A 22576-nucleotide genomic window follows, 5' to 3' on the forward strand; every position below is an offset into this window, starting at 1 on the left:
GCCATGCAATTCGACGAATTCGGCGGTCCGCTGGAGATCCGGTCCGTCCCCGACCCGCAGCCTTCGGCCGGTGGCGTGGTCGTCGCGGTCCACGCCACCGGTCTGTGCCGCAGCGATTGGCACGGGTGGGCGGGTCATGACGACGGCATCGCGGTGCCCCACGTCCCCGGCCACGAACTGGTCGGGGTGGTGACGGCGGTCGGTGCGGAGGTGACGCGTTGGACGGTGGGCGACCGCGTGACCACACCGTTCGTCTGCGGGTGCGGTGTGTGCGCGTGGTGTGCTGCGGGCCAGGCCCAGGTCTGTCCCGATCAAACCCAACCCGGCTTCACCCATTGGGGATCGTTCGCCGAATACGTTGCGCTGCATGCCGCGGACGCCAATCTGGTCGCGGTCCCCGACACCGTCGACGACGCCGCCGCCGCCGCTCTGGGCTGCCGGTTCGCTACCGCCTACCGCGCGCTGACCGCCCGCGCCCGCCTGCGTCCCGGTGAGTGGCTGACCGTCGTCGGCGCCGGCGGCGTGGGACTGAGCGCCGTGCAGATCGGCGCCGCGCTCGGGGCGCGGGTGATCGCCGTGGATCGGACGCCGGCCGCGCTCGAGGTCGCCGTCCGGCTCGGCGCCGAGCGCACGGTGGTGGCCGGTGCCGACGGCGACGTCGCCGCCCAGGTGCACGACCTCACCAGCGGCGGCAGCCACGTCGCGGTGGACGCCGTCGGCTCGGCGGCCGCCTGCGCGGACGCCATCCACAGCCTGCGTCGTCAGGGCCGGCACGTCCAGATCGGTCTGCTGCCCAACGTCGACGGCCATCCCCGGGTGCCGATGGACCGGGTGATCGCCTGGGAACTCGACGTGCTCGGCAGCCACGGCATGGCCAGCGCCGACTACCCCGGCATGCTCGCCATGATCGAGGCGGGCCGGTTACGGCCCCAGGCGCTCGTCGAGCGCATCGTCGGGCTCGGTGAAGGCGCCAGCCTGCTGGCGGCGTTGGGGGATGCCGCGCCGTCCGGCGTCACCCTGATCGATCCACGACGAGGCTGAAAGCTGCGCCGCGCGCCCGGGTTCCGCCAAATATGACGTCCATGAGCCGACTTATGAAAAGTGTCTGGCCGCACTTTCCGATGCTCTAGGTTGAAGCGACCGTCAATAACTGACCTCAGGAGATGTCTTGTCGCACGTGTCAGCGTGGGTAGGAGCCGGCGTCCTCGCCGCCGGGATGTCCGCGGCCTTGATCGCCGGAGCCGACACGGCGAGCGCCGACACCGGATCGGACGCGTCCGCTTCGGGCGTCAGCGCCGGCGGATCGGCCGCGAGCGATCGCACCGGACCCAGCCGGGCCGCCGGAGTCTCCCGCAGCGGCTCGTCCGAGTCGGACCCGTCGGAAACCACGACGCGCGGTGCACGATCCGAACGCTCCGCAGGCGATGCGACCGGCGCGCGGCAGAACCGCGCGGCCCGCCGCGCCGAGGCCGAGGCCGATGCCGACGCCATTGCGGAGACGAGGGGAGCGGCGGTGGGCGTCGAGCGCGCCGGGCGCACCGACGCCCAGGACCCGCCGTCGCAGGCCACCGCGGCGCGCACCGAGACCCGCGCCGCGTCGCCGGACGCGGTCCGGCTGACCAGCGAAGCCGTTACACCGCAACAGGCATCGACCAAGGCCCGGCAGCCGTCGATCCCCGACGCGGTCCAGTCGCTGGTGTTCGACGTCATCGGCGTTGCCGTCACGGCGATCGCGGGTCCGCCGGTGGCCGCGCCGGGCACGAACGTCACCGTGCGCAGTTCCACCCTCGAGATCACCCCCGGCCGCCGGGTTCCCGCCGACTGGTACTACCCGGCAGGCGCGGAACCGCCGCAGCGGCTGATCTACCTGCAGCACGGGTTCCTCGGGGTCGGGGCGATGTACAGCTACACCGCCTCGTACCTGGCCGCCCGCACCGACAGCATCGTCGTCGTACCGACGCTGTCCTCGAATCGATTTGTCCAGGACGGGTTCTGGCTGGGCGACGATCAGGTGTACCACGCGACGGCCAACCTGCTGCTCGGCGACCGGGAGGCGCTGACGGCCAGTGCTGTGGCTGCCGGGTTCGCCGAGCGCTACGGTGCTGCGGCCGCCCTCCCGGAGGAGTTCATGCTCTTCGGACACTCGCTCGGCGCGGGTGTGGCCGCGGGTGCGGCCGGCTACTACGCGCAGGCCGTCAACGCCAGCGGCGCACGTAACCGCCTGGCCGGGGTGGTGCTGCTCGACGGCGCCCCGCCGGTGAACGTACTGCCCGACGCGCTGGACGCACTCGACCTGTTGGCCGATTACATCCCGGTCTTCGAACTGGGGGCACCCAAGCCGTCGCGCCGCGTCGACACCGCCCTGATCGAACACCGGCCCGATCGCTACAACGGCATCGTCCTCGATGACGGTAAGCACCTCGACGCCATGCAGGGCGGAACACCGGCCATCCAGTTCATCTCGTATCTGTACCAAGGCTTTCCGACGGAGAAGAACAAGTCGGCCGCCCAGACGATCATCGCCGGTTGGGCCGACGACGTCTTCGCCGGACGCATCGATCCCTCGACCGGGCGGTGCGAGGGCGCAGACTGCACGGGCATCTACGCGGCTCCGGGTGACGCGGTCGAGATTCCCACGCCGCTGGGCGCGGCGACCGGTGTCGTGATCGGCAAGCCGACCCTCCCGACGGTGGGGTACGTCGAACCGACGTCGATCGGGGCGCTCTCGGGTGGCGGGGTGTTCATTCCGGTCTGAGCGAGGTCACCGAGTGCCGTCCGCCGCCGCGTATTCGACGGGAGGCGGGGCCTGCTCGGTGCCCGGGATCTCGGTGCCGTTGAGCGGACAGCGCGCCGTCTCGGGCATCCTGCGCAGCGCGATGGCGCCGACCACACACGCGGCCATCATGTAGAAGGCCGGCCAGAGGTTGTTGCCGGTCTGTCCGACCAGCCATTCGTTGGCCGCAGGGGCGGTGCCACCGAAGATCGACGTCGACACGTTGTAGGCGATGGCGAAGCCGGCGTAGCGGACGTGGGTGGGGAACAACGCCGGGAACGTCGCGGAGATGGTGGCCAACTGCGGAACGTAGAGCAGGCCGAGCACCGCGAAACCGATCAGCGCCCCGACCGGACCGGTGGACATCAGCATGAACATCGGCACCACCGCCACGAACAGGCCGGTCAATGACACCCACCACAGCGGTTTGCGCCCCACCCGGTCGGACAGCAGCCCGGCGAACGGCAGGACCACCATCATCGCCAACTGACCGATGATCGGGACGATGAGCGACATGTCCGTGGACAGACCGATCGACGTCTCGAGGTAGGTCGGCATGTAACTGAGCAGGGTGTAGTTCACCACGTTCAACGCCACCACCAGGCCGCCCAACCGCAGGATCGGACCGCGATATTCGGTGAGCAGGTTGCGCAAACCCGCACCGATGCTGCTCGGCTGCTCGTCGGAGTGCTCGAGCTCCTCGAACACCGGGGACTCGTTGAGCCGTGAGCGCAGGTAGAAGCCGATCAGGCCGAGCGGTGCGGCGATGAGGAAGGGGAGCCGCCAACCCCACTCCTGCATCTGACCCTCCGAGAGCACCAGCGAGAACATCAGCATCAGCGAGGCGCCGGCGCAGAAGCCCGCCAGGGTGCCGAATTCCAGGAAGCTCCCGAGCAGACCCCGACGGCGCGATGGCGAGTACTCCGCCATGAACGTCGCGGCGCCGCCGTACTCGCCGCCGGTCGAGAAGCCCTGCACCATCCGCAGCAGAGTCAGCAGCACCGGCGCCCAGAAGCCGATCGACGCGTACGACGGGATCAGCCCGACGCAGAAGGTGGCGGCGGCCATCAGCACGATGGTGATCGCCAGAACGTGTTTGCGGCCGATCCGGTCGCCGAGCGGACCCCAGACGAATCCCCCGAGGGGACGGACCAGGAAGGACACCGCGAACGTCAACAGCGCCAGCAGCGTGGCGTTCTGGGTGTCCCCGGGGAAGATGGCGGCGGAGATGTAGGTGACCCCGTAGGCGTAGATGCCGTAGTCGAACCATTCGGTGGCATTGCCGATCGCGGATGCGGCGATCGCCCGGCGTACGTCGCGCCGTGGCGGTTCGACCTCGGTGGTTGCCGCTGTCGCGTCGGGGTCAGACTCACCCATCATGGTCGTCCTCTCTTCCGGCCGGCCGGATGTCGCGCGCGGCAAGGTATTCGGGGCGGGGTGTGGTGGCAGCGAACGGCTCGCCGAGCCGGTTCTCGACCGAGTTGAACACCAGGAACACATTCGAGCGCGGGAACGGGGTGATGTTGGATCCGGAGCCGTGCATGATGTTCGAGTCGAACCAGAGCGCGTTGCCCGCCGGCCCGGTGATCTGTTCGATGCCGAACCGGTCCGCGGCGTCGGTGAGCACCGCGGGGTCGGGGACGCCGGTCTCCTGGCGAACCAGGGAGGAGCGGTGGTTGTCGTCAGGGGTGACCCCGACACAGGGATAGAACACCTCATGCGATCCGGGCATGACCATGAGTGACCCGTTGTAGGGGAAGTTCTCGGTCAGCGCGATCGAACACGACACCGCCCGCATCGACGGCATGCCATCCTCGGCGTGCCAGGTCTCGAAGTCGGAGTGCCAGTAGAACCCCGTGCCGGTGAAGCCCGGCATGACGTTGACGCGAGCCTGATGGAGGTAGACCTCGCTGCCCAGCAGTTGGCGCGCCACCGGCAGCACGGTGTCCAGGGAGATGACTTCGGAGATGACATCGCTGAACAGATGAGGCTGGAACACCGAGCGGATACTTCCGCGGGGTTCGCGAATGATGCGTGGGTCGCCGGGCTCCGCGTCGTCGCCGATGCGGGTCAGTTCCTCGCGCAGCACCGGCAACCAGGCGTCGTCCACCGTGTGGGGTCGGATGAGCCGGCCCCGTGCCGCCATCGTCTGCAGTTCCACCTCGCACAGTGGGCCGTCACCGGGCTGACCCCAGACGGTCGGCTCGATGCGCGGCACGGGCGGCGCCGCATGCACCAGACGCGTTGCGTAGGGGTCGGCCACGGCCAGCGCCGCGTTCGTCGCCATCAGGAGTGCGCCGGCGCCGGGTAGGCACCCGTCTCGTCGTGGACCTCGTCGCCCGCCACCGGCGGATTGAACACGCAGAGCATGCGCAGCTGTGAGTAGCAGGTGACGCGGTGGCGCTCGTGCCCGTCGAGCAGATACATCGTGCCTGCCCTCAGGGGGTGATCCTCGCCGGTCTCCAGGTTGGTCAAGATGCCGGCGCCGTCGACGACCCACACCGCTTCGACGTGGTGGCGATAGTGGAACTCGTGCACCGAACCCGAATCGATCGTGGTCTCGTGGAACGAGAAACCCACCCCGTCGCCGGCCAGGACGATGCGTTTGGATCTCCAGTTGTCGGCGGCGACATCGCGGTCGGTGCGGGTGATTTCGGCGGTGGTGCGAACGATCACGTTGCGCGGTCCTTTCTGGTGGTCAGCGTCTTGTCAGCGTCGAGGTGGTCAGCGCATGCATGCGGTGACGGAGTCGGCCAGGACGTCGGTACCGGCCGTCAGATCCAAGCCGGAGATATTCAGCGGCGGAAGCAGTTTGACCACCTCGTCGGACGGACCGCTGGTCTCCACCAGCAGGCCGCGTTCGAACGCCGCCCGGCTCACCGCGGCTGCGACGGGTGCGTCGGCGAATTTCAGGCCCTGGGCCATTCCGCGCCCACGGGCCTGCACCCCGGGGTGCTCGGCCGCGATCGAGTCCAGGCGTGTGCGCAGGAAGCTGCCCTTGGCCGCCACCCGCTGGCTGAACGACGCGTCGCTCCAGAATTCGTTGAGTGCTGCCGTGGCGGTGACGAAGGCCGGGTTGTGGCCGCGGAAGGTGCCGTTGTGCTCTCCCGGTGTCCAGACGTCGAGGTCGCGCCGGAACAACGTCAAGGCGAGCGGTAGCCCGTAGCCGCTGATCGATTTCGACAGCGTGACGATGTCGGGGACGATCTTGGCCGCCTCGAAACTGAAGAAGGGGCCGGTACGTCCACAGCCCATCTGGACGTCGTCGACGATGAGCAGGATGTCGCGACGGCGGCACAACTCCGACAACGCCTGCAGCCATTCCACCCGTGCGACATTGAGACCGCCCTCGCCCTGCACAGTCTCGACGATCACCGCGGCCGGCCGGTTGAGTCCACTGCCGGAATCGTCGAGGACACGTTCGAACCAGTGAAAGTCTTCGGTTGCACCCTCGAAATAGTTGTCGTACGGCATCGGAGTGGTGTGCACAAGGGGAATCCCGGCGCCGGCACGCTTCATCGAATTGCCGGTCACCGACAGCGAACCCAGCGTCATGCCGTGAAAAGCGTTGGTGAAGTTGACGACGGCCTCCCGACCGGTCACCTTGCGGGCCAGTTTGAGCGCCGCCTCGACGGCGTTGGTGCCCGTGGGTCCCGGGAACTGGACCTTGTAGTCCAGGTCCCGCGGGGACAGGATCACCTCGTCGAAGGTCTTGAGGAATTCCGTCTTGGGGCCGGTGGCCATGTCCAGCGAGTGCACGATCCCGTCACCGGCGAGATAGTCGAGCAGTCGTTCCTTCAGCAGCGGATGGTTGTGGCCGTAGTTCAGCGCACCGGCGCCGGCGAAGAAGTCGAGGTAGCGCCGTCCGGCCGTGTCGGTCAGCCAGGAGCCGCTCGCGGTGGCCATCTCCGTGGGCCACGCCCGGCAATAACTTCGTACTTCGGACTCGACGAGGGAGTACACCTCGGGGAGGTCGGCTTCGTGCAGTGTGGTTGGCGGAGAAAGTGTTGTCATTGCTTCTCTCGGAATCGCGTTACAGGTCAGAGGATTTGACGATGGGGCCGATACGCAGCATCGGCTCGTCCTGGTGCGCGCCGTCGGGATCGAGTTGAGCCGCCGAGAAATGTGGGCGCTCGACCAGCGGGACACCGTGCCGGCGGGCGAACGCGCCGAAGTAGGCGCGCGAGGGGGCGTTGTCCGGCGCCACCGTCGCTTCGACGGTGACCGGGTGCCCGTTGCGGAATTCGCGGACCCGGTGCACGAGGGCATCGAGCATGGTGGCTGCCAGTCCGGTTCCCCGGCACGGCTGGGCGACGGCCACCTGCCACACGAAGAGCACGTCTGGTCTGGCGGGCGGGTGGTAACCGGTGATCAGTCCGCACAGATCGCCGTCCCGCGCGGCGACGATCGAGGTGTCGGCGAAATCGGTCGCGATCAGCAGATAGGCATAGGCGGAGTTGGCATCGAGGACGCCGGTTCCGGCAACCAGGCGTTGCATCGCCACCGCGTCCGCCTCAGTCGGCCGACGGAGATAGCGCATCCACGAATTGTGTTGTCTCACAGAGTCATCAGGAGAGGCAGTCCAAGCCTCTTCGAGGCCGTGCTTCCGCAGGGCAGGCGCGTACGCCATCAATCAAGTCACCACCGAACAGTTCATCGAGTCACGTCAGTAAAGGCATCGGGTGGCCGAACGTTAAGCCGGGGCGGTGCGGCCGAGCAAGCGCGTGCCCAGGTCGTTGCGATCGAGGTGAGGTGGGTGAACACCGCGGTCACCTGCGCAGTAGCGAAAATAATGCGTGAGCGCAAGTAAATCAAGTGTTATCGAATCGTTACCGAACCCGGGCGGACGGGATGGCGGCGATCGACCTGCGACACTGGACGCGCTGTTGCCGTCTGCCGTCAGGGGGTCTTGCGGTCGTGCTGAATCGTCGTGCCGGCGGGATGACCCGCCCCGCCATGCGGATCACGTTGTGAGAGAACAGGACATCCCGGCCGATCAGCCGGACCGATATCTGCGGAGTCCGATCCGGGTCTGCCTCACCGCGATCGTCGCCGGTGTCGCGATCGGATTCGTCGGTGGCGCGTTCCGCTGGTGCCTGCAGCAGGCGGACCGGCTGCGGCTCGATGTCGTGGACTGGACCCACGGACTGCCCGGGCCGGGGTGGCTCATACCGATGGCCGCCGCCGCGCTCGGCGCGACCCTCGCCGCGCTGATCGTCCGGTGGGTGCCGTTGGCTGCCGGCAGCGGCATTCAACACGTCGAGGCGGTGTTCCGGGGTGATGCGCGACCACCGCTGCTGATGCTGCTGCCGGCCAAGTTCGTCGGCGGAATCCTGTCCATCGGCTCGGGTCTGGTGCTCGGTCGGGAAGGGCCCACCGTCCACATGGGCGCGGCGATCGGCGCCGAGGCGGCCCGGCAGGCGCGCCTGCCCGACGACGATGTCCGGATGATGCAGACCGCGGTCGGGGGAGCGGGTCTTGCGGTGGCTTTCAACGCACCCATCGGGGGAACGCTGTTCGCGCTCGAGGAGGTGACGAAGTCGTTCCGCATGCAGGCGGTGCTGGCCACCCTGCTGTCCGCGGCGACCGCGGTCGGCTGTATGCGGCTTCTGCTGGGCAACGAACCGGACTTCAGGGTCGCCGCCGTCGAGACGCCGGGTCTGGCCTGGCTGCCGCTGTTCGTGGTGTTCGGGGTGCTGACCGGATTCCTCGGTGCCGGATACAACCGGCTGACGCTGTGGTTCCTCGACCACGTCGGCGGATTCCGGCGCATTCCCGCCGTCGCCAAGGCTGCGCTGATCGGTGCTGTGATCGGGTTGGCCATGTTCGTCTACCCGCTGGCCGTCGGCGGCGGTGAGACGCTGACCCAGCTGATCCTGGGTGGGCACCAGTTCGTCCTGCCCGTCGTGGTGGGGTATCTGCTGGTCCGCCTGATCGCCGGCCCGCTGTCCTATTCGGCGGCCGTGCCGGGCGGGCTCTTCGCGCCGTTGCTCGCGGTCGGCGCCCTGTGGGGGTTGCTGTTCGTCGGCGGTGCCGGCGCCTTTCTCGGCGGGCACGCCGCCGCGCTGGCGATCCCGATGGCATTGGTGGGAATGGCGGCGTTCTTCGGCGCGACCGTGCGGGCTCCGGTGACCGGCATCGTGGTCACCATCGAGATGACGGCCACCACCGCGGTCGCCATTCCGATGCTGGCCGCCACCGCGGCCGCGGTCCTGACCGCCGAGTTGACCCGGTCCCCGCCCATCTATGACTCGTTGCGCGAACGCATGCTGCCGGAGGTGCCGAACACGTAAGCCACCGGCGCGCCCGCGCCGCGATCGGGCGACAACCGGGGATGATGCTCATGTGACTACTGATGCCAATGTGACTGAGGTGTCCACGCCGGAGCAGGGGCCGGGCGACCCGCCCGCTGCACCGTCGCAGCAGCGGGTGTGGTCCATGCCGAAGAACCCCGTGACCCGCGATCACGTCGACAAGGCTGGTCGCGCCGCCGCGAAAACGGCCGCTGCGATAGGCGGCGCGGCGGCGAGTTCGGCGCGGATGGGCGGACGCGCGGTGAGCCAGTCGGTGCGCGCCCTCGGGCGGGTGCCGGTCGCACTGCGCCTGCTCCTCGGCTTCGGGATCCTCACGCTGCTGGGCGTGGCCGGGTCTATCGCGCTGTCGGGACCCGTCGGGTTGCTGTGCGCGGTCGTGGTGGTTCCGGTGTGCGCCGGCGCAGCCGGTGCGCTCGGGCATCGGTGGTACAACGGCGCAGGCGGTGCACCCGTGCAGTCCGGCGCCGACACCGTTGACGACCGCGAACTGGCACGTTCGGTCGCCTACGTGGATCGCAAGCTCACCGTGGCGCTCAACACGTTAGGGTCCGAGCGGCATCAACAGGCGGTGATAGCGCTGTTCCAGGCCAAGACCGCCGTCGAGCTGGCCCTGGGCACCGAAGGCGATGACGCCGGATACGGCGATGCGGCCATACCCGTTGACGCACAACGGATCCGGCCGCGAATTCAAGCCGGAAGCACCTCACTGGCGGCCTCGTGACCGGCTCGACGATCAGCGGGCAGGTCGCGCTGATCGAAGACGACTACACGCTCGTCATCAACCGGGGCGCCGAGGCCGGCGTCGTGAAGGGCATGGTGTTCGCGGTGCATTCCGGTGCCGGGCAGGTGGTCACCGATCCGGAGTCCGGCCGGGAACTGGGCAGGTTGAGCCGCGAGAAGGTGCGCGTCCGGGTGTTCGACGTCGCACCGCTGTTCGCCCGCGCCCACACGTTCGTCGAGACCGGCGACTTCCACGGCCTGCTACAACTGCCGTTCCTGGACGACCCACCCGCTGACGTCGTCACCGTCGATGTCGGCGACGCCGTCCATCTGGTCGGCGGCGAACGGCGTTCGCGGGGGGTCGACCGGGCGGCCATTACTTCTTGAAGGCGTCTTTGACCTTCTCGCCGGCGTCCTTCAGATCCGACTTGGCCTGATCGCCCTTGCCTTCGTTCTCGGTGCTCTGGTCGCCGGTCACCTTGCCGACGGCCTCCTTGGCCTTACCGCCGAGTTCTTCGATCTTGTTGTTGGCCTTATCGGTTCCACTCACGATGACATCCTCACTACGGTTGTGCCGGCCAATGCGACCGACCCGCAGTGGGTACCAACCTCGGTGGAATCGCAAACTGTGCAGTCACTGCCAGCGGACGTCCGCCGGCGCGCCGATCAGTAGGTCTCGGTGTCGAAATCGAAGTCGGTGACCCCGGTCAGCGCGAGGATCACGTTGATCAGGATGACGAACAGGCCGATCGCCAGGCTGATCTTGGCCCACTTCGCGGCGCTGTCCGACGCCGCCTGAGCTTCGGGGTACCGGCCTTGCGCCCACAGGCCGCTGACCTGGCTCGCCTTGACGATCGACACGATGCCGAACGGCAGACAGCAGAAGATCGTCGTCAGGATCGCGAACGCCAGATGCGTCTTCGGTTGCGGGCCTGCCGGCTGGGCGGCAGGCGGAGGCGGGTAATTGCCAGGAGGTTGCGTCATCGATGTTCTTTCAGTCCCGGGGCGTGGCCGCGGTTACCATATCGTCAATACTCGTCGCGAGATCGCAGAACCGCGGACACGTGACCGGTAGCTCAGCCCCGCTGCGGTGCGACCCTCGCCAACACCGCGAGATGGTCGTCGACCGTCGACAGGCCCGCCCCCATCGTGTTGATCGAGACGTGGGACGCTCCGGCGTCGGACCAGGCGGTGAGGTCGCGGCGCAGCGCGTCATCGTCGCCGGTCCAGTTGACCCGCCCCTCCATGCCGATCGCTTCGGGATCCCGACCGGCGTGGGCGGCGCCCTCGGCGACCAGTGCCCGCGCCTCGTCGAGCTTGGGACCGGGCGGGATCATCGGAAACCAGCCGTCGGCGATGCGTCCGGCGCGCCGAAATCCCGGCGCCGACGCGGTGCCGATCCAGACCGGAATCGGCCGCTGCACCGGTAGCGGAGCCAGGCCCGCCCCGGTCACCCTGTGGTGGGCGCCGTCGATCGACACGCTCTGTTCGGTCCACAACCGCCGCAGGACCTCGATCTGCTCCTCGGACCGCTTGCCCCGATCGCTGAAATCCTGGCCCAGAGCCTCGTATTCCACTGCATTCCAACCGATTCCGATGCCCAGCCGCAACCGGCCGGCGCTGAGCAGATCCACCTCCGCGGCCTGCTTGGCCACCAGCGCGGTCTGTCGCTGCGGCAGGATGATGACGCCGGTGACGAGCTCGACCGACCGGGTGACCGCCGCCAGATAACCGAACATCACGAAGGGTTCGTGGAACGTGGTGTGAACGTCATACGGACCGGCCCAGCCGGTGTGGACCGCGGGGTCCGCCCCGACCACGTGGTCGTAGACCAGGACGTGCGCATATCCGAGTGATTCGACGGTCTCGCCGTACGCGCGGACCGCGCCGGGATCGCCACCGAGTTCGGTCTGGGGAAACACCACGCCTATTCGCACATCGGTCCCTTTCGCCACGAGGTTTCGAGGAATACGACAGCACGGAGCGCCCGGTGATTCCCGGCGGGGCTCACCGCGTGCAGTCCAGCGCCACCGTCGCCGTGCGGCGCACCGCGTCGCGGCCGAACACATCGTCGTCGTCGTCCGGAATGAGGCGGCGCTGCCCGCCGGTGCTGATGTCGGTGACCACGCAGTCGCTCAACGGTGCGCTGCCCACCCGGGTGAGGCGGACCGCGAAACCGGTCGCCTCCAGCTGACCGATGGTCGCGACGGCGGACTGGGCGTGCGCCGCGGGGGCCGGCGCCAGAATCGCCGCGCCGAACGCGGTGGCCGCCGACAGCAGGGCGGATGTGGTGCAGAGGTGCTTTCTCATGGATCGATCCTGTCGATCACCCGGCGGCCGAACTTGGAGGTTGGGTGGAGAGTGCGTGGAGATCTGCGGTGGCCGATTCGCTCGGCGACGGCAGTCTGGTTACCTATGCTGTGGCGGGACATCGTCCGGAGGGGGAAGTGATGGTGCCGAGAGCAACAGGGGCCGCGGCGGTCGTCGCGCTGGTGGTCGTCGCCGCCAGCGCCTGTGGGTCCGGGCCGTCGGAGGAGACGACGGTGTCGTCCGGGGGCAGTACGACACTGCCGCCGGTGGTGACCGACACGGCGGTGCCGCCGCAGTCCCAGATGGCCCAGAACTACACGATCAAGAATTTCATCCAGGACAACGGCCTGGTCGAGACCGTGCTGCACCCCGGCGACCCCGGCGCCCCCACGGTGACCATGCCGCTGCCGCCCGGCTGGGTGGACGCCGGAGCCGACACCCCGCAGTGGGCGTGGAGCGCGATGTATCTCAACGACCCCGCCCTGCTGCCGGATCCGCCCAACATCGTGACGATCGTGTCCAAGCTGACCGGCCCCGGGGATCTCGGGCGAGTTCTCTTCTATGCGCCGGGCGAACTGAAAGCCAAGACCGCCTACCGGGGAACCAACGGCACGCCGCTGCGGGTCAGTGGCTTCGACGGCATCCAGATGGAAGGCTCCTTCCTGCGCGAGCAGGACAATTCACGGCGAGCCATCGAACAGACCACCGTGGTGTTCCCCGCACCGGATGGGGTGTACGTCATGCAGATCAACGCCGACAGCAGCGAGGCCAACGCCAACCTGCTCGAACAGGCGATGCAGACGGTCAACACCCAGACCGTCATCACCCCCTGACCAGCACGTCCTGGATCGAAACGAAGGAGCACCAACCGATATGACCGCGGATCCGCGCGCCGACGTCGTCTCCCACCAGTACGAGAAGTACCGGTATCCGGAGCCGATCCAGGACCTCGAGGCCTGGACCGAGGACAGCTGGCAGTGGTTCGATCCCAGCCACGCCCACCGGGTGCTGTGGCCGGATCGGGACTACAAGCACGATGTCGAGATCCTGATCGCCGGGTGCGGCACCAACCAGGCCGCGGTGTTCGCGTTCAACAACCGGGACGCCAAAGTGGTGGCGGTCGACGTGAGCCAGCCCTCGCTCGACCACCAGCAGTACCTCAAGGACAAGCACGGCCTGACGAACCTCGAGCTGCACCTGTTGCCCATCGAGGAGTTGCCGACCCTGGGCCGGCAGTTCGACCTGGTGGTCTCGACCGGCGTGCTGCACCACATGGCCGATCCGCTGCAGGGCATGCTGGCGCTGGCCGACTGCGTCCGGCCCGACGGGGTCATCTGCATCATGCTGTACGCGAAGTACGGCCGCCTCGGGGTGGAGATCCTGCAGTCGGTCTACCGTGACCTGCAGTTCGGCCAGGACGAGCCGTCGGTCCGCGGGGTGCGGCAGTCGATCGCGCTGCTGCCGCCGGATCATCCCATCCACGGCTACATCAAGATCGCCCCCGATCTGAAATACGACGCGGGATTGGTCGACACCTTCCTGCACGGCCGCGACCGCAACTACACCGTCGACGACTGCCTGGAACTGGTGCACGACGCGGGGTTGGTGTTCCAGGACTGGTTCCTGCGTACGCCGTACTACATGCACGAGATGCTCTCGCCCGACAACGACTTCACCCAGGCCGTCCAGGCGCTGCCCCGGGAGAAGCACTGGTCGGTGATGGAGCGGCTGCAGATCACCAACGGCTGCCACTTCTTCATGGCCAGCCGCCCCGAGCGGCCGAAGAGTTCCTACACCATCGACTTCGCCTCGCTGGACTCGCTCGACTACGTCCCCGCCTGGCGGCTGGCCTGTGGGCTGTCCGGTGAGCAGGCCTACGCTGCCGGCGGGGTCCGCGTGAACTTGAATCCCACGCAGGCGGAGATCGCCCGACAGATCGACGGTGAGCGGACCATCCGCCAGATCGCCGCCGCGGCGGTCAGCGGCTCGGCCGTGCACCAGGCGGAGAAGAAGGCGGAGAAGACCGCACGCAAGTTGTTCGAAGCGCTGTGGCGCCTGGACATCGTGGCCATGGGACTGGGCTGAACCGACCCGTCGTGGACAACACGCTGGCCTACATCGATCAGGCGTCGTTCCTGGGTCTGCGTGCGCTCGGTAGGGGTCCGTCGATCCAGTTCAGCTGGCTCTACGACCGGCCGGTGGACATCGAGGCCCTGCGGCGGTTCCACCGCAATCTCGGCCGCGGCCTGCTCGGACGCCGGATCGAGCGTTCGCCGCTCCCGTTCGGACGGCACCGGTGGGTGGCGTCGCCCGGACCGTCCGACCTGCAGGTGGGCGCCGTGGACCGGCGCCGCGACGACGTATGGGATTGGCTCGACGAGCGGGCCCGGACTCCGGTGGATCCGGAGACCGGGCCGGCCTGGCATCTGGGCGTGCAGCCGTTCAGCGACGGCGGCGGCGCGGTCGCCCTGGTGGTGTCGCACACCACCGGCGACGCGCTGGCGATCTGCCAGGCGATCGCCGATGCGGTCAACGGCGTCGTTCCCGGGCTCGGCTATCCGCCGCCGGGGTCGACCAACCGGCGCGAAGCGAGGTCCCGGGACGCCCGGCAGATGGTCCGTGCGCTCCCCGACATGGGCCGGGCGCTCGCCGCCACGGTGCGGGTGGCGCGCAGTTCGCGCGACGAGCTGTCGGCGTCCATGGCGTCACCGCGGGAAGCCGTCACGGGCGGCGAGGACCACCAGGTGGTGCCGCCCTCGGTGCTGTGCGTGGCCGACATCGCGCAGTGGGATGCGCGCGCGACGGCCCTCGGTGGCACCAGCAACAGCTTGTTCGGCGCGTTCGCCGCACAGCTCGGCCGGCTGTTGGGCCGACACGATGCGGACGGTCGGGTGACGCTGTCGTTCCCGGTCAGTGAGCGGGTCCCCGGCGATACCCGGGGCAATGCGCTGACCGAGGCGCGCGTGCGGGCCGACCCGGACCTCGCCACCACCGATCTCCGGCCGCTGCGAGCCGAGCTGAAGCGTGAACTGGTCGCGCTGCGCGAACAGCCGAACCCGTTGCTGGCCCCGCTTCCGTTGACGCCGGTGACCCCGCGGTATCTGGTGCGCCGGCTCGAGGCGATGGTCACCGAACGCGGCGCACCGGTGGGTTGTTCGAATCTCGGCGACGTCGACCCTGCGGTGAACCGGCCCGACGGCGCCGACGCCGAGTTCGTCTCGTTCCGCATCGTCGAGCCCGGCATCACCTCGACCATCCTCGACCGCTCGGGTGGGTCATTGTTCCTGGGCGGTTGCCGCGCCAACGGCCGGGTGACCGCATCGGTGTCCGCGTGGCAGCCGGGCGGCGTCAACACCCGAGAGCACCTGCGCGCCACCGCCGTGCAGGCGCTGCGCGATATGGACGTCGCCGCAACGGTCGACCTGTAGACCGCACCGCCCCGCAACAGTCCCCACAAGGGTTCATAACAACGCGGTCAAGGCGCGGCGCTGCGGGGCCGAGCACCCGCCCCGGCGCTGTTAGCGTCCCGCTGTCGATGAGATGGGATGGGGTGCATTCAGCGGTGAGACAGCGATTCGGTGAATGGAGATGGACGCGCGCGGTCGGGGTGCTCGCACTCGGCGTGCTGACCTCCGCGCTCATGGTGGTCGACCACGCGCCGACCGCGGCCGCCTACTCCCGTGAGGGTCTGCCGGTGGAGGTGCTCGACGTGCCGTCCCCGTCGATGGGCCGGGACATCCGCGTCCAGTTCCAGAACGGGGGCCCGCACTCGGTGTACCTGCTCGACGGTCTGCGCGCCCAGGAGGACGCCAACGGGTGGGACATCAACACCGCGGCGTTCGAATGGTTCGACCAGTCGGGCATCTCGGTGGTCATGCCGGTGGGCGGGCAGTCGAGCTTCTACGCCGACTGGTACCAGCCCGCAAAGGGGTCGGCGGGGACCTACACCTACAAGTGGGAGACCTTCCTGACCAAGGAGCTGCCGGGCTGGCTGGCCGCCAATCGCGGGCAGAGTCCCACCGGCAACGCGGTGGTCGGCGTCTCGATGTCGGGAAGCGCGGCGCTCAACCTGGCGACCTGGTACCCCCAGCAGTTCATCTTCGCCAGCTCGCTGTCCGGCTATCTGAACCCGTCCGGCGGGCTGTGGCCCACCCTGATCGGATTCGCGATGCGCGATGCCGGTGGGTTCAACCCGACCAACATGTGGGGCCCGACCAGCGACGTCGCCTGGACCCGCAACGATCCGACCGTCAACGTCGGGCGGCTGGCAGCCAACGGGACCGCCCTGTGGATCTACTGCGGCAGCGGAACGATGTCGGATCTGGACACCGGTTCGGACTTCGGCGGCAATTTCAGTGCGCAGTATCTGGAGAACATCACCGTCACCTCCAACAAGGAGTTCCAGCAGAAGTATCTCGCGGCCGGGGGCCGCAACGCGGTCTTCAACTTCCCGCCGACCGGCACCCACAGCTGGGGCTACTGGGGTTCGCAGCTGCAGGCCATGAAGCCCGACATGCTCCGGGTACTGATGCCGCCTCCGCCGCCACCTCCACCGGCGCCGGTGCCCGCCCCGCCTCTTCCCCCGGGCGTCGCGCCGCCCGCAGCGGGGCTCCCGCCGGCAGTTCCGGCAGCACCGGCCGCCGTACCGGCGGCGCTGCCCGCGCGCTGAGCGAGCAGGCGGGTTGAGCGCCGCAGCGAGCCGGTCGTGGACCGGTGACCCCGTCTGGCTCGCCCAGGTGCTGCGCGACGAGGGGCTGGCGCTGGTCGAGTACCCCGGGTGGCGGCAGCGCGGGCACGGCGACTTCGGCGACATCCGGGGCGTGATGGTGCACCACACGGGCTCCGACAGTGCGACCGCAGCGTCGATCGCAGTCGGCAGGCCGGATCTGCCCGGGCCGCTGTCGCATCTGCACATCGCCCGGGACGGCACCGTGACCGTCGTCGCGGCCGGAGTGGCCTGGCATGCGGGGATCGGCTGGTATCCGTGGCTACCGGCGAGCATGGGGAACTGGCACACCATCGGCGTCGAGTGCGCCAACACCGGCACCAGCCCCGCCGCGACCCACCGGTACCACTGGCCCGACGCCCAATACACCGCGCTGGTGCGGGCCTGCGCGGCGATCAACCGGCGGCTCGGCCAGGGTGCCGAGCGCACCATCGGGCACAAGGAGTACGCCGGACGGACGCAGGGCAAATGGGATCCCGGGGCCATCGACATGGATGTCCTGCGCCGTGACGTCCAGACCCGGATCGGCGCGGTGGTCGATCCGCCGCCGACCGCGCGAGAATCCGGTGACGACGATCGGTACGCCGGCGTGTTGCTCTACCGAGGTGTCGAGGGTCCCGAGGTCGCCGAGCTGCAGCGCAGGCTCAAACACGCCTATGCGGCCTATGCCGGCGGACTCGACATCGACGGCAGCTTCGGAGCCCGCACCGAGGCGGCCGTGCGGGAGTTCCAGCGACGCACCCCTGGACTGGAGGTGGACGGCATCGTCGGTCCGGCGACCGCGGCGGCGCTGCGCTTGCGGCTCCCCATGCGGTGAGCCCGACGCCATGACGGCCGACGGGTGTTACCAGCGAACGGACCGTCGACCGGTGCCGCCCCGCACCGCGCCCCTCGAGGCACTCGCCTTCGCGAATTGGACACGGCGCCTGCCGGTTTGCTGTCCGAACCCTGTGATCTGTGGCTCACTTCGGGTGGGGAGAGTTTAAGAATCGAGCCGGACGAGCGGTGTGCTGTCGAATCATTAATAGTTCGCTGCGAGTTCAAAAACGCTCGTCAAACTGGTGGTGTCCCTTGCTGGCCGAAAGTCACGATTTCATAACGAAGAATTTCCTAAGCGTGGTCTGAGAGTCCTGTCGCGGCCCGGCGCCGAGCGGCCAAAACGTGGGATCGGTAGGGGATTTCGCGTCGCTACACTCGATCAGGATCGCGCCGACTGCGGCGCGAATACGACTCACATCGAGGCTCGGCGCACCGACGCCGACGGAGGTTCGAACCACATGGCAAAGTTCGCAACGTTGTTTTCGCGCGCGGAAAAACCGGTCCCCGTTCCGGCCCCCACCGGTATGCACGCCCGGGAGGCCGACACCACCGTTCTGGGCGCCGTCGCCCTGCCCCGCGGCCCGGTCGGTGACATCGCGGTCGACGCCCGGTCCGGCGTGCTGGTGACGGCGAATGTCGCCAACCGGTCGATCTCGGTGCTGGACGCCGACACGCTCGAGGTCCGGGGCGTCGTCAAGCTCGACGGCGACCCGGTTCTGGTCACCGTCGCCGACGACCGCGCCTACGTCGCGGTGGCGTCGGCCACCTACGACGCCATCGTCGCCGTCAACACCAACAACGGCGAGATCGTGCACACCTACCCGCTGGCATTCAGCGCGACCGCACTGGCCGTGAGCGCCGACGGCAAACGAGTCTTCGTCGGCCGCACCGGCGAGGAGAATGTCGACGTCGCGGTGATCGATACCACCGCCGAGCGGGTCGGAACGTTCGGCGTGGCCTACCGGCCGGGCACCAGCATCGACGCGGTCGCTGTCGACCCCCGCGGCCGGCACCTGTACGTCGCGGTCACCGGGCTGGCCGGCAGCGCGCTGCTCACCGTGGACACCGGCACCGGCCGCACCGTCCGCCGGCTGCGGCTCGCCTCGCCGATCCGCGACCTGGCCGTCGGGCGGGAGGGGCTGGCCTACGTGCTGCGCTCCGACCGCCGCCACGGTGGCTCCATCGATATCGTCGATCTCGCCGCCAACGCGGTGACCTATGCGGTCGCCATCGGCGGTGCTCCGACCCAGCTGGCCGTCAGCCCCGACGGTGCCCGCGGCTACGTCGTCGACTACGACCGGGTCGCGGTGTTCGACACGATGTCGGTCGAGATCGTCGACGAGATCACCGGCGACGGTCAGCCGGCGTGTGTTGCCGTACGCGGCGACGGCCGCGTCTACGTCGCCGACTACGCCGGCGCCGTCACCGCGCTCGACGTTCCGGCGTCCGCACTGCCGACGCTCTACTCGCACTTCGTGGCCACCGGTCCGATCATCGGCCGGCAGGTGCGCGAGCTCGAGCCGGCGGTCTGACCGGCGCGGGCTAATCGGCTCGGCGCACCACGACCTTGCCCACCATGCGGCCGGATTCGACCGCACGGTGAGCGCGCCGTAGACCGGCGGCGGAGAAGTCGTCAATCGTCTCGGTGACCGTGGTGCGCAGCGCGCCGGTGTCGAGCAGTTCGGCGGCTCGAGTCAGCAGACGCTGCTGTTCGATCATGTCGTCGGTTTCGAACATCGACCGGGTGAACATGAGTTCCCAATGCCAGGCGATGCTCTTCTCCTTGAGCGGCAACAGATTCAGATCCTCCGGTTCGTCGATGGCCGTGATGTGGCCGAACGGACGGACGATCTGGGCGTAGGTCTCGATGTTGCCGCGCGAATGCGGGGAGAAGAGATAATCGACGCCGCCGGGCGCGACCGACCGGGCCTGCCGGGCCAGATCCCGGTGATCGATCACCTCGTCGGCGCCCATGCCGCGGGCCCAGTGCTCCGACTCCGTCCGGCTCGCCGTCCCGATCACCCGCAGCCCGGTCAGCGCCTTGGCGAGCTGGATCATCATCGACCCGACCCCGCCCGCGGCGGCCAGCACCAGCAGATCGCCGGTGGACTGCGCGGTCAGGCCGAACCGGTCGAACAGCGTCTCCCAGGCGGTGATGGTCGTCAGCGGCAACGCGGCCGCGTCGGAGAACGACAGGGCGGCCGGCTTGCGCGCCACGATGCGCTCATCGACCGCCTGGAACTCGGCGTTGCTGCCCTGGCGGGTGATGTCACCGGCGTAGTACACCTCGTCACCGACCGCCAGCGTCCGCACCTGCGGGCCGACCGCCGCCACGATGCCGGCGGCGTCGAAGCCCAGGATGGTCGGCTCCTTCGAAGCCCGAAGCGCCGCACGTTGTTTCACGTCGACCGGATTGACCGACACCGCGAGCACGCGGACCAGGACATCGCGTGCACGCAGCTGTGGCAGCGGCACCGTCACGTCCTGCAGGCTGTTCTCGTCGTCGATCGGCAGTGCGGCGTAGGCGCCGACGGCGGTCATGGTGGTCATATGCGTTGACAACGCCTCGCGGGGTCGCATTTCATTCCGTCCCCCTTCCGGTCAGTGCCACTGGTAGCGGGTCTTGGGTCGGCCCGCCCGACCGTAGTCGGACTGCCGGGTGACGGTCCCGTCGTCGGCGAGACGCTCCAGATAACGCCACGCCGTCACCCGTGACACCCCGACCAGCGCGGCGACCTCGTCGGCGGTCAACCCGTCCGCCGAGTCGCGCACCGCGCGGGCGATGCCGTCGGTGGTCGCGGGCGCCGCGCCCTTGGGGGCGGTCGACTTGTCGGTGACGCGCAGTTCGGCCAGCGCACGGTCCACCTCGGTCTGGCTCGCCGCGTCGGTGCCCGCAGGCAGCGCCATGCGGTAGCGGCGATATCGTTCCAGCCGGTCCCGGAACGCGGCGAAGGTGAACGGTTTGAGCAGATAGGCCAGCGCGCCATGGGACACCGCCGCCCGCACCATCTCCAGATCGCGTTCGGAGGTGATCGCGATGATGTCCGGGGGCGGCCGAAGACCGGAAAGGCCCGACGCCAGCGAGATTCCGCTCGCATCGGGCAACCCGATATCGAGCAGCACCAGGTCGATCGGACGGTCCGACGCCGCGGCCTCGGCCGCCGAGCGCATCGCGTCGCGGGCCGTGTGCGCCACCGCGGCGACGGTGAAACCCGCCAACCGCGAGAGATAGCTGCGGTGCGCCTCAGCGATGAGCGGCTCGTCCTCGACGATCAGCACGGAGATGACCGGCGCGCTCATCGGTTCTCCTTCGGCACGGTGACGGTGACGACCGAACCGTACGTGCATTCGGCGGTCACGCTGCCGCCGTGGCGCCGGGCCACCTGGGCGACGAGGGCCAGACCCAGACCCTGGTGGGCGCAGTCTGCGCCGGCTTTCGTCGAGTATCCGCGCCGCACGGCGCGGTCGAACGTCGCCGGATCCATCCCCGGCCCGCTGTCGGCCACGCGGACGATCAGATCGTCATGCTCCACGGTGACGGTCACCTCGACCCACGGATCGGCGCGATCGCAGGCGTCCATGGCGTTGTCGATGAGATTGCCCAGCACCGTGACCATCTCCTGAGCCGACAGCGTGTCGATGTGCGACGGCAGGTGGGTGTCCTCGGTGACGGTGAGCGCGATGCCGCGCTCGTCGGCCTGTGCGGTCTTGCCCAACAACAGCGCGGCCAGCGCCGGGTCGCCGACGGCACCGGAGATCCGGTCGACGAGTCGCTGCGACAGTGCCAATTCGTCGGTCGCGAAGCGCACCGCCTCCTCCGGACGGCCCATCTCGACCATCGTGACCACCGTGTGCAGCTTGTTGGCCGACTCGTGCGCCTGGGCGCGCAGTGAATCGGTGAGCACCTTCAGCGACGTGAGTTCGCCCAGGGCGCCCTGTAATTCGGTGCGATCGCGAATGGTCACGACCTCCGAATCGGAGCCGGCCACCGGGGAGCGGTTCACCACCAGAATCCGGTCGTCGGTGACGTGCACCTCGTCGCGAACGCCGGGATCGGCCGAACGCAGGAACGCCGGCAGATCCGCGCGGTCCACCGGGCCCGGCGCGACGGCCAGCAGCCGGCGGGCCTCGTCGTTGACCAGGGCGACGCCGTGGCGGTCGAGTACGACGAGCCCCTCGGTGACCGAATGCAGGATGGCGTCGTGGTGTTCGTACATCACCCGCAGTTCGTCGGGCCGCAGGCCGTGGGTCTGCCGCAGCAGCCGCCGCCGGATGAGCCACAGACCTACCGACGACACCGCGACGGCGGCGGCGGTCACCGCGGCGATCGTCGGGATCTGCTCGCGCCAGCGCTGCGCGAGCGTCTGCTGGGTGATGCCGGCCGACACCAGGCCGATGACCCGGCCGGTTACATCCCGGACCGGCGCGACCGCCCGGATCGACGGCCCCAGTGTCCCGGTGTAGACCTCGCTGAACGTCTCACCGGCAAGCGCGGGGGCGGTCGTCCCGAGGTAGCGGCCACCGATCTGCGCGGGATCGGTGTGGGTGAAGCGGATGCCGTCGGGCGCCATGACCGTGATGAAGGCAATATCGGTCTGCGTGCGGACGGCTTCGGTGACGGGTTGCAGAACCCCTGTGGCGGAACCTGATTCGATCGCCGCGGCCGTCGACGGTGCATCCGCCAGCGCGGTGGCGATCCCGATCACCTGCGAACGGGCCGCCTCGTCACCGTCGCGCCGGGCGTCGAGCAGGGCCAGCGCACTGCCGGCCACGACGATCACCGCGACGACGACGATCTGCAACGCGATCGCCTGACCGGCCAGTGACCGCGGCCAGAACGTCCGGCGGGTGTGGCCCATCGGCATCACCTCCGCTGAACGAAATGCACTAAAGCGTGACCTGGCTCACGTCCTC

At 68.9% G+C, this 22576-nt stretch carries 23 protein-coding genes; 11 read left to right on the forward strand and 12 right to left on the reverse strand.

What is annotated here, in order from left to right:
* Positions 1-3: 3 nt before the first annotated feature.
* Entirely contained in the window at positions 4-1041 is a 1038-nt protein-coding gene (locus ACN27E_RS23700; protein ID WP_422750081.1) for a zinc-dependent alcohol dehydrogenase family protein, read from the forward strand.
* A gap of 136 nt (positions 1042-1177) precedes the next feature.
* On the forward strand, positions 1178-2755 hold the full coding sequence (locus ACN27E_RS23705; protein ID WP_422745214.1) for a hypothetical protein: 1578 nt from the start codon (positions 1178-1180) through the stop codon (positions 2753-2755).
* Between the two features lie 6 nt (positions 2756-2761).
* On the opposite strand, the gene ACN27E_RS23710 is transcribed toward ACN27E_RS23705, so the two are convergent.
* From ACN27E_RS23710 to ectA, 5 genes are read right to left on the reverse strand one after another with little or no spacing between them, the layout of a single operon-like run.
* The gene (locus tag ACN27E_RS23710; RefSeq protein ID WP_422745216.1) at positions 2762-4150 is read right to left on the reverse strand and encodes an MFS transporter; all 1389 of its coding nucleotides are present in this window, start codon (positions 4148-4150) and stop codon (positions 2762-2764) included.
* Entirely contained in the window at positions 4143-5060 is a 918-nt protein-coding gene (thpD, locus tag ACN27E_RS23715) for an ectoine hydroxylase (RefSeq protein ID WP_422745218.1), read from the reverse strand. The genes ACN27E_RS23710 and thpD overlap by 8 nt, the downstream gene beginning before the upstream one ends.
* A complete protein-coding gene (locus ACN27E_RS23720; protein ID WP_422745220.1) occupies positions 5060-5449 on the reverse strand; it encodes an ectoine synthase in 390 nt (129 codons plus the stop codon). The genes thpD and ACN27E_RS23720 overlap by 1 nt, the downstream gene beginning before the upstream one ends.
* Positions 5450-5497: 48 nt before the next feature.
* Positions 5498-6787, reverse strand: a complete 1290-nt coding sequence (gene ectB / locus ACN27E_RS23725) for a diaminobutyrate--2-oxoglutarate transaminase (protein ID WP_422745222.1) — start codon at positions 6785-6787, stop codon at positions 5498-5500.
* Positions 6788-6806: 19 nt separating this feature from the next.
* Positions 6807-7313, reverse strand: coding sequence for a diaminobutyrate acetyltransferase (gene ectA / locus ACN27E_RS23730; RefSeq protein ID WP_422745223.1), 507 nt, complete (start codon positions 7311-7313; stop codon positions 6807-6809).
* Positions 7314-7743: 430 nt separating this feature from the next.
* Here ectA and ACN27E_RS23735 point away from each other — a divergent pair, with 430 nt between their 5' ends.
* The 3 genes from ACN27E_RS23735 (at position 7744) to ACN27E_RS23745 (ending at position 10194) form a co-directional block, all read left to right on the forward strand.
* Entirely contained in the window at positions 7744-9066 is a 1323-nt protein-coding gene (locus tag ACN27E_RS23735; protein ID WP_422745225.1) for a ClC family H(+)/Cl(-) exchange transporter, read from the forward strand.
* 70 nt (positions 9067-9136) lie between these two features.
* Entirely contained in the window at positions 9137-9808 is a 672-nt protein-coding gene (locus ACN27E_RS23740) for a hypothetical protein (protein ID WP_422745226.1), read from the forward strand.
* Complete coding sequence (locus tag ACN27E_RS23745; RefSeq protein WP_422745228.1) at positions 9805-10194, forward strand: hypothetical protein; 390 nt, start codon at positions 9805-9807, stop codon at positions 10192-10194. Before ACN27E_RS23740 ends, ACN27E_RS23745 begins: the two co-directional genes overlap by 4 nt.
* On the opposite strand, the gene ACN27E_RS23750 is transcribed toward ACN27E_RS23745, so the two are convergent.
* From ACN27E_RS23750 to ACN27E_RS23765, 4 genes are all read right to left on the reverse strand, one after another.
* Positions 10184-10357: a CsbD family protein gene (locus ACN27E_RS23750; RefSeq protein WP_422745230.1), complete on the reverse strand. Its 174-nt coding sequence runs from the start codon at positions 10355-10357 to the stop codon at positions 10184-10186. The genes ACN27E_RS23745 and ACN27E_RS23750 overlap by 11 nt on opposite strands.
* Positions 10358-10473: 116 nt before the next feature.
* Positions 10474-10791, reverse strand: coding sequence for a CD225/dispanin family protein (locus ACN27E_RS23755; RefSeq protein WP_422745232.1), 318 nt, complete (start codon positions 10789-10791; stop codon positions 10474-10476).
* 92 nt (positions 10792-10883) lie between these two features.
* Complete coding sequence (locus tag ACN27E_RS23760) at positions 10884-11744, reverse strand: LLM class F420-dependent oxidoreductase (RefSeq protein ID WP_422745233.1); 861 nt, start codon at positions 11742-11744, stop codon at positions 10884-10886.
* A gap of 70 nt (positions 11745-11814) precedes the next feature.
* The gene (locus ACN27E_RS23765) at positions 11815-12117 is read right to left on the reverse strand and encodes a hypothetical protein (RefSeq protein ID WP_422745235.1); all 303 of its coding nucleotides are present in this window, start codon (positions 12115-12117) and stop codon (positions 11815-11817) included.
* 143 nt (positions 12118-12260) lie between these two features.
* Between ACN27E_RS23765 and ACN27E_RS23770 the strand changes: the two genes are divergently transcribed.
* The 6 genes from ACN27E_RS23770 to ACN27E_RS23795 all read left to right on the forward strand — a co-directional run bounded on the left by ACN27E_RS23770 (position 12261) and on the right by ACN27E_RS23795 (position 19194).
* Positions 12261-12950 (forward strand): LpqN/LpqT family lipoprotein, encoded by a 690-nt coding sequence (locus ACN27E_RS23770; protein ID WP_422745236.1) that lies wholly within the window; start codon positions 12261-12263, stop codon positions 12948-12950.
* A 40-nt stretch (positions 12951-12990) separates the two neighbouring features.
* Positions 12991-14202, forward strand: coding sequence for a class I SAM-dependent methyltransferase (locus ACN27E_RS23775; RefSeq protein WP_422745238.1), 1212 nt, complete (start codon positions 12991-12993; stop codon positions 14200-14202).
* A gap of 11 nt (positions 14203-14213) precedes the next feature.
* Positions 14214-15545, forward strand: coding sequence for a hypothetical protein (locus tag ACN27E_RS23780; RefSeq protein WP_422745239.1), 1332 nt, complete (start codon positions 14214-14216; stop codon positions 15543-15545).
* A gap of 134 nt (positions 15546-15679) precedes the next feature.
* Positions 15680-16786, forward strand: coding sequence for an esterase family protein (locus ACN27E_RS23785; protein WP_422745241.1), 1107 nt, complete (start codon positions 15680-15682; stop codon positions 16784-16786).
* 13 nt (positions 16787-16799) lie between these two features.
* Entirely contained in the window at positions 16800-17660 is an 861-nt protein-coding gene (locus ACN27E_RS23790; protein ID WP_422745243.1) for a peptidoglycan recognition protein family protein, read from the forward strand.
* Between the two features lie 460 nt (positions 17661-18120).
* Positions 18121-19194 (forward strand): YncE family protein, encoded by a 1074-nt coding sequence (locus ACN27E_RS23795; protein WP_422745245.1) that lies wholly within the window; start codon positions 18121-18123, stop codon positions 19192-19194.
* A gap of 10 nt (positions 19195-19204) precedes the next feature.
* Here the strand turns inward: ACN27E_RS23795 and ACN27E_RS23800 are convergent, their stop codons facing one another.
* From ACN27E_RS23800 to ACN27E_RS23810, 3 genes are read right to left on the reverse strand one after another with little or no spacing between them, the layout of a single operon-like run.
* Positions 19205-20212, reverse strand: a complete 1008-nt coding sequence (locus tag ACN27E_RS23800) for a zinc-binding alcohol dehydrogenase family protein (RefSeq protein ID WP_422745246.1) — start codon at positions 20210-20212, stop codon at positions 19205-19207.
* A gap of 51 nt (positions 20213-20263) precedes the next feature.
* A complete protein-coding gene (locus ACN27E_RS23805; RefSeq protein WP_422745248.1) occupies positions 20264-20962 on the reverse strand; it encodes a response regulator in 699 nt (232 codons plus the stop codon).
* Entirely contained in the window at positions 20959-22521 is a 1563-nt protein-coding gene (locus tag ACN27E_RS23810) for a sensor histidine kinase (RefSeq protein ID WP_422745250.1), read from the reverse strand. The genes ACN27E_RS23805 and ACN27E_RS23810 overlap by 4 nt, the downstream gene beginning before the upstream one ends.
* Positions 22522-22576: the final 55 nt, after the last annotated feature.

The organism is Mycobacterium sp. WMMD1722 (assembly GCF_049315205.1).
GTDB lineage: Bacteria > Actinomycetota > Actinomycetes > Mycobacteriales > Mycobacteriaceae > Mycobacterium.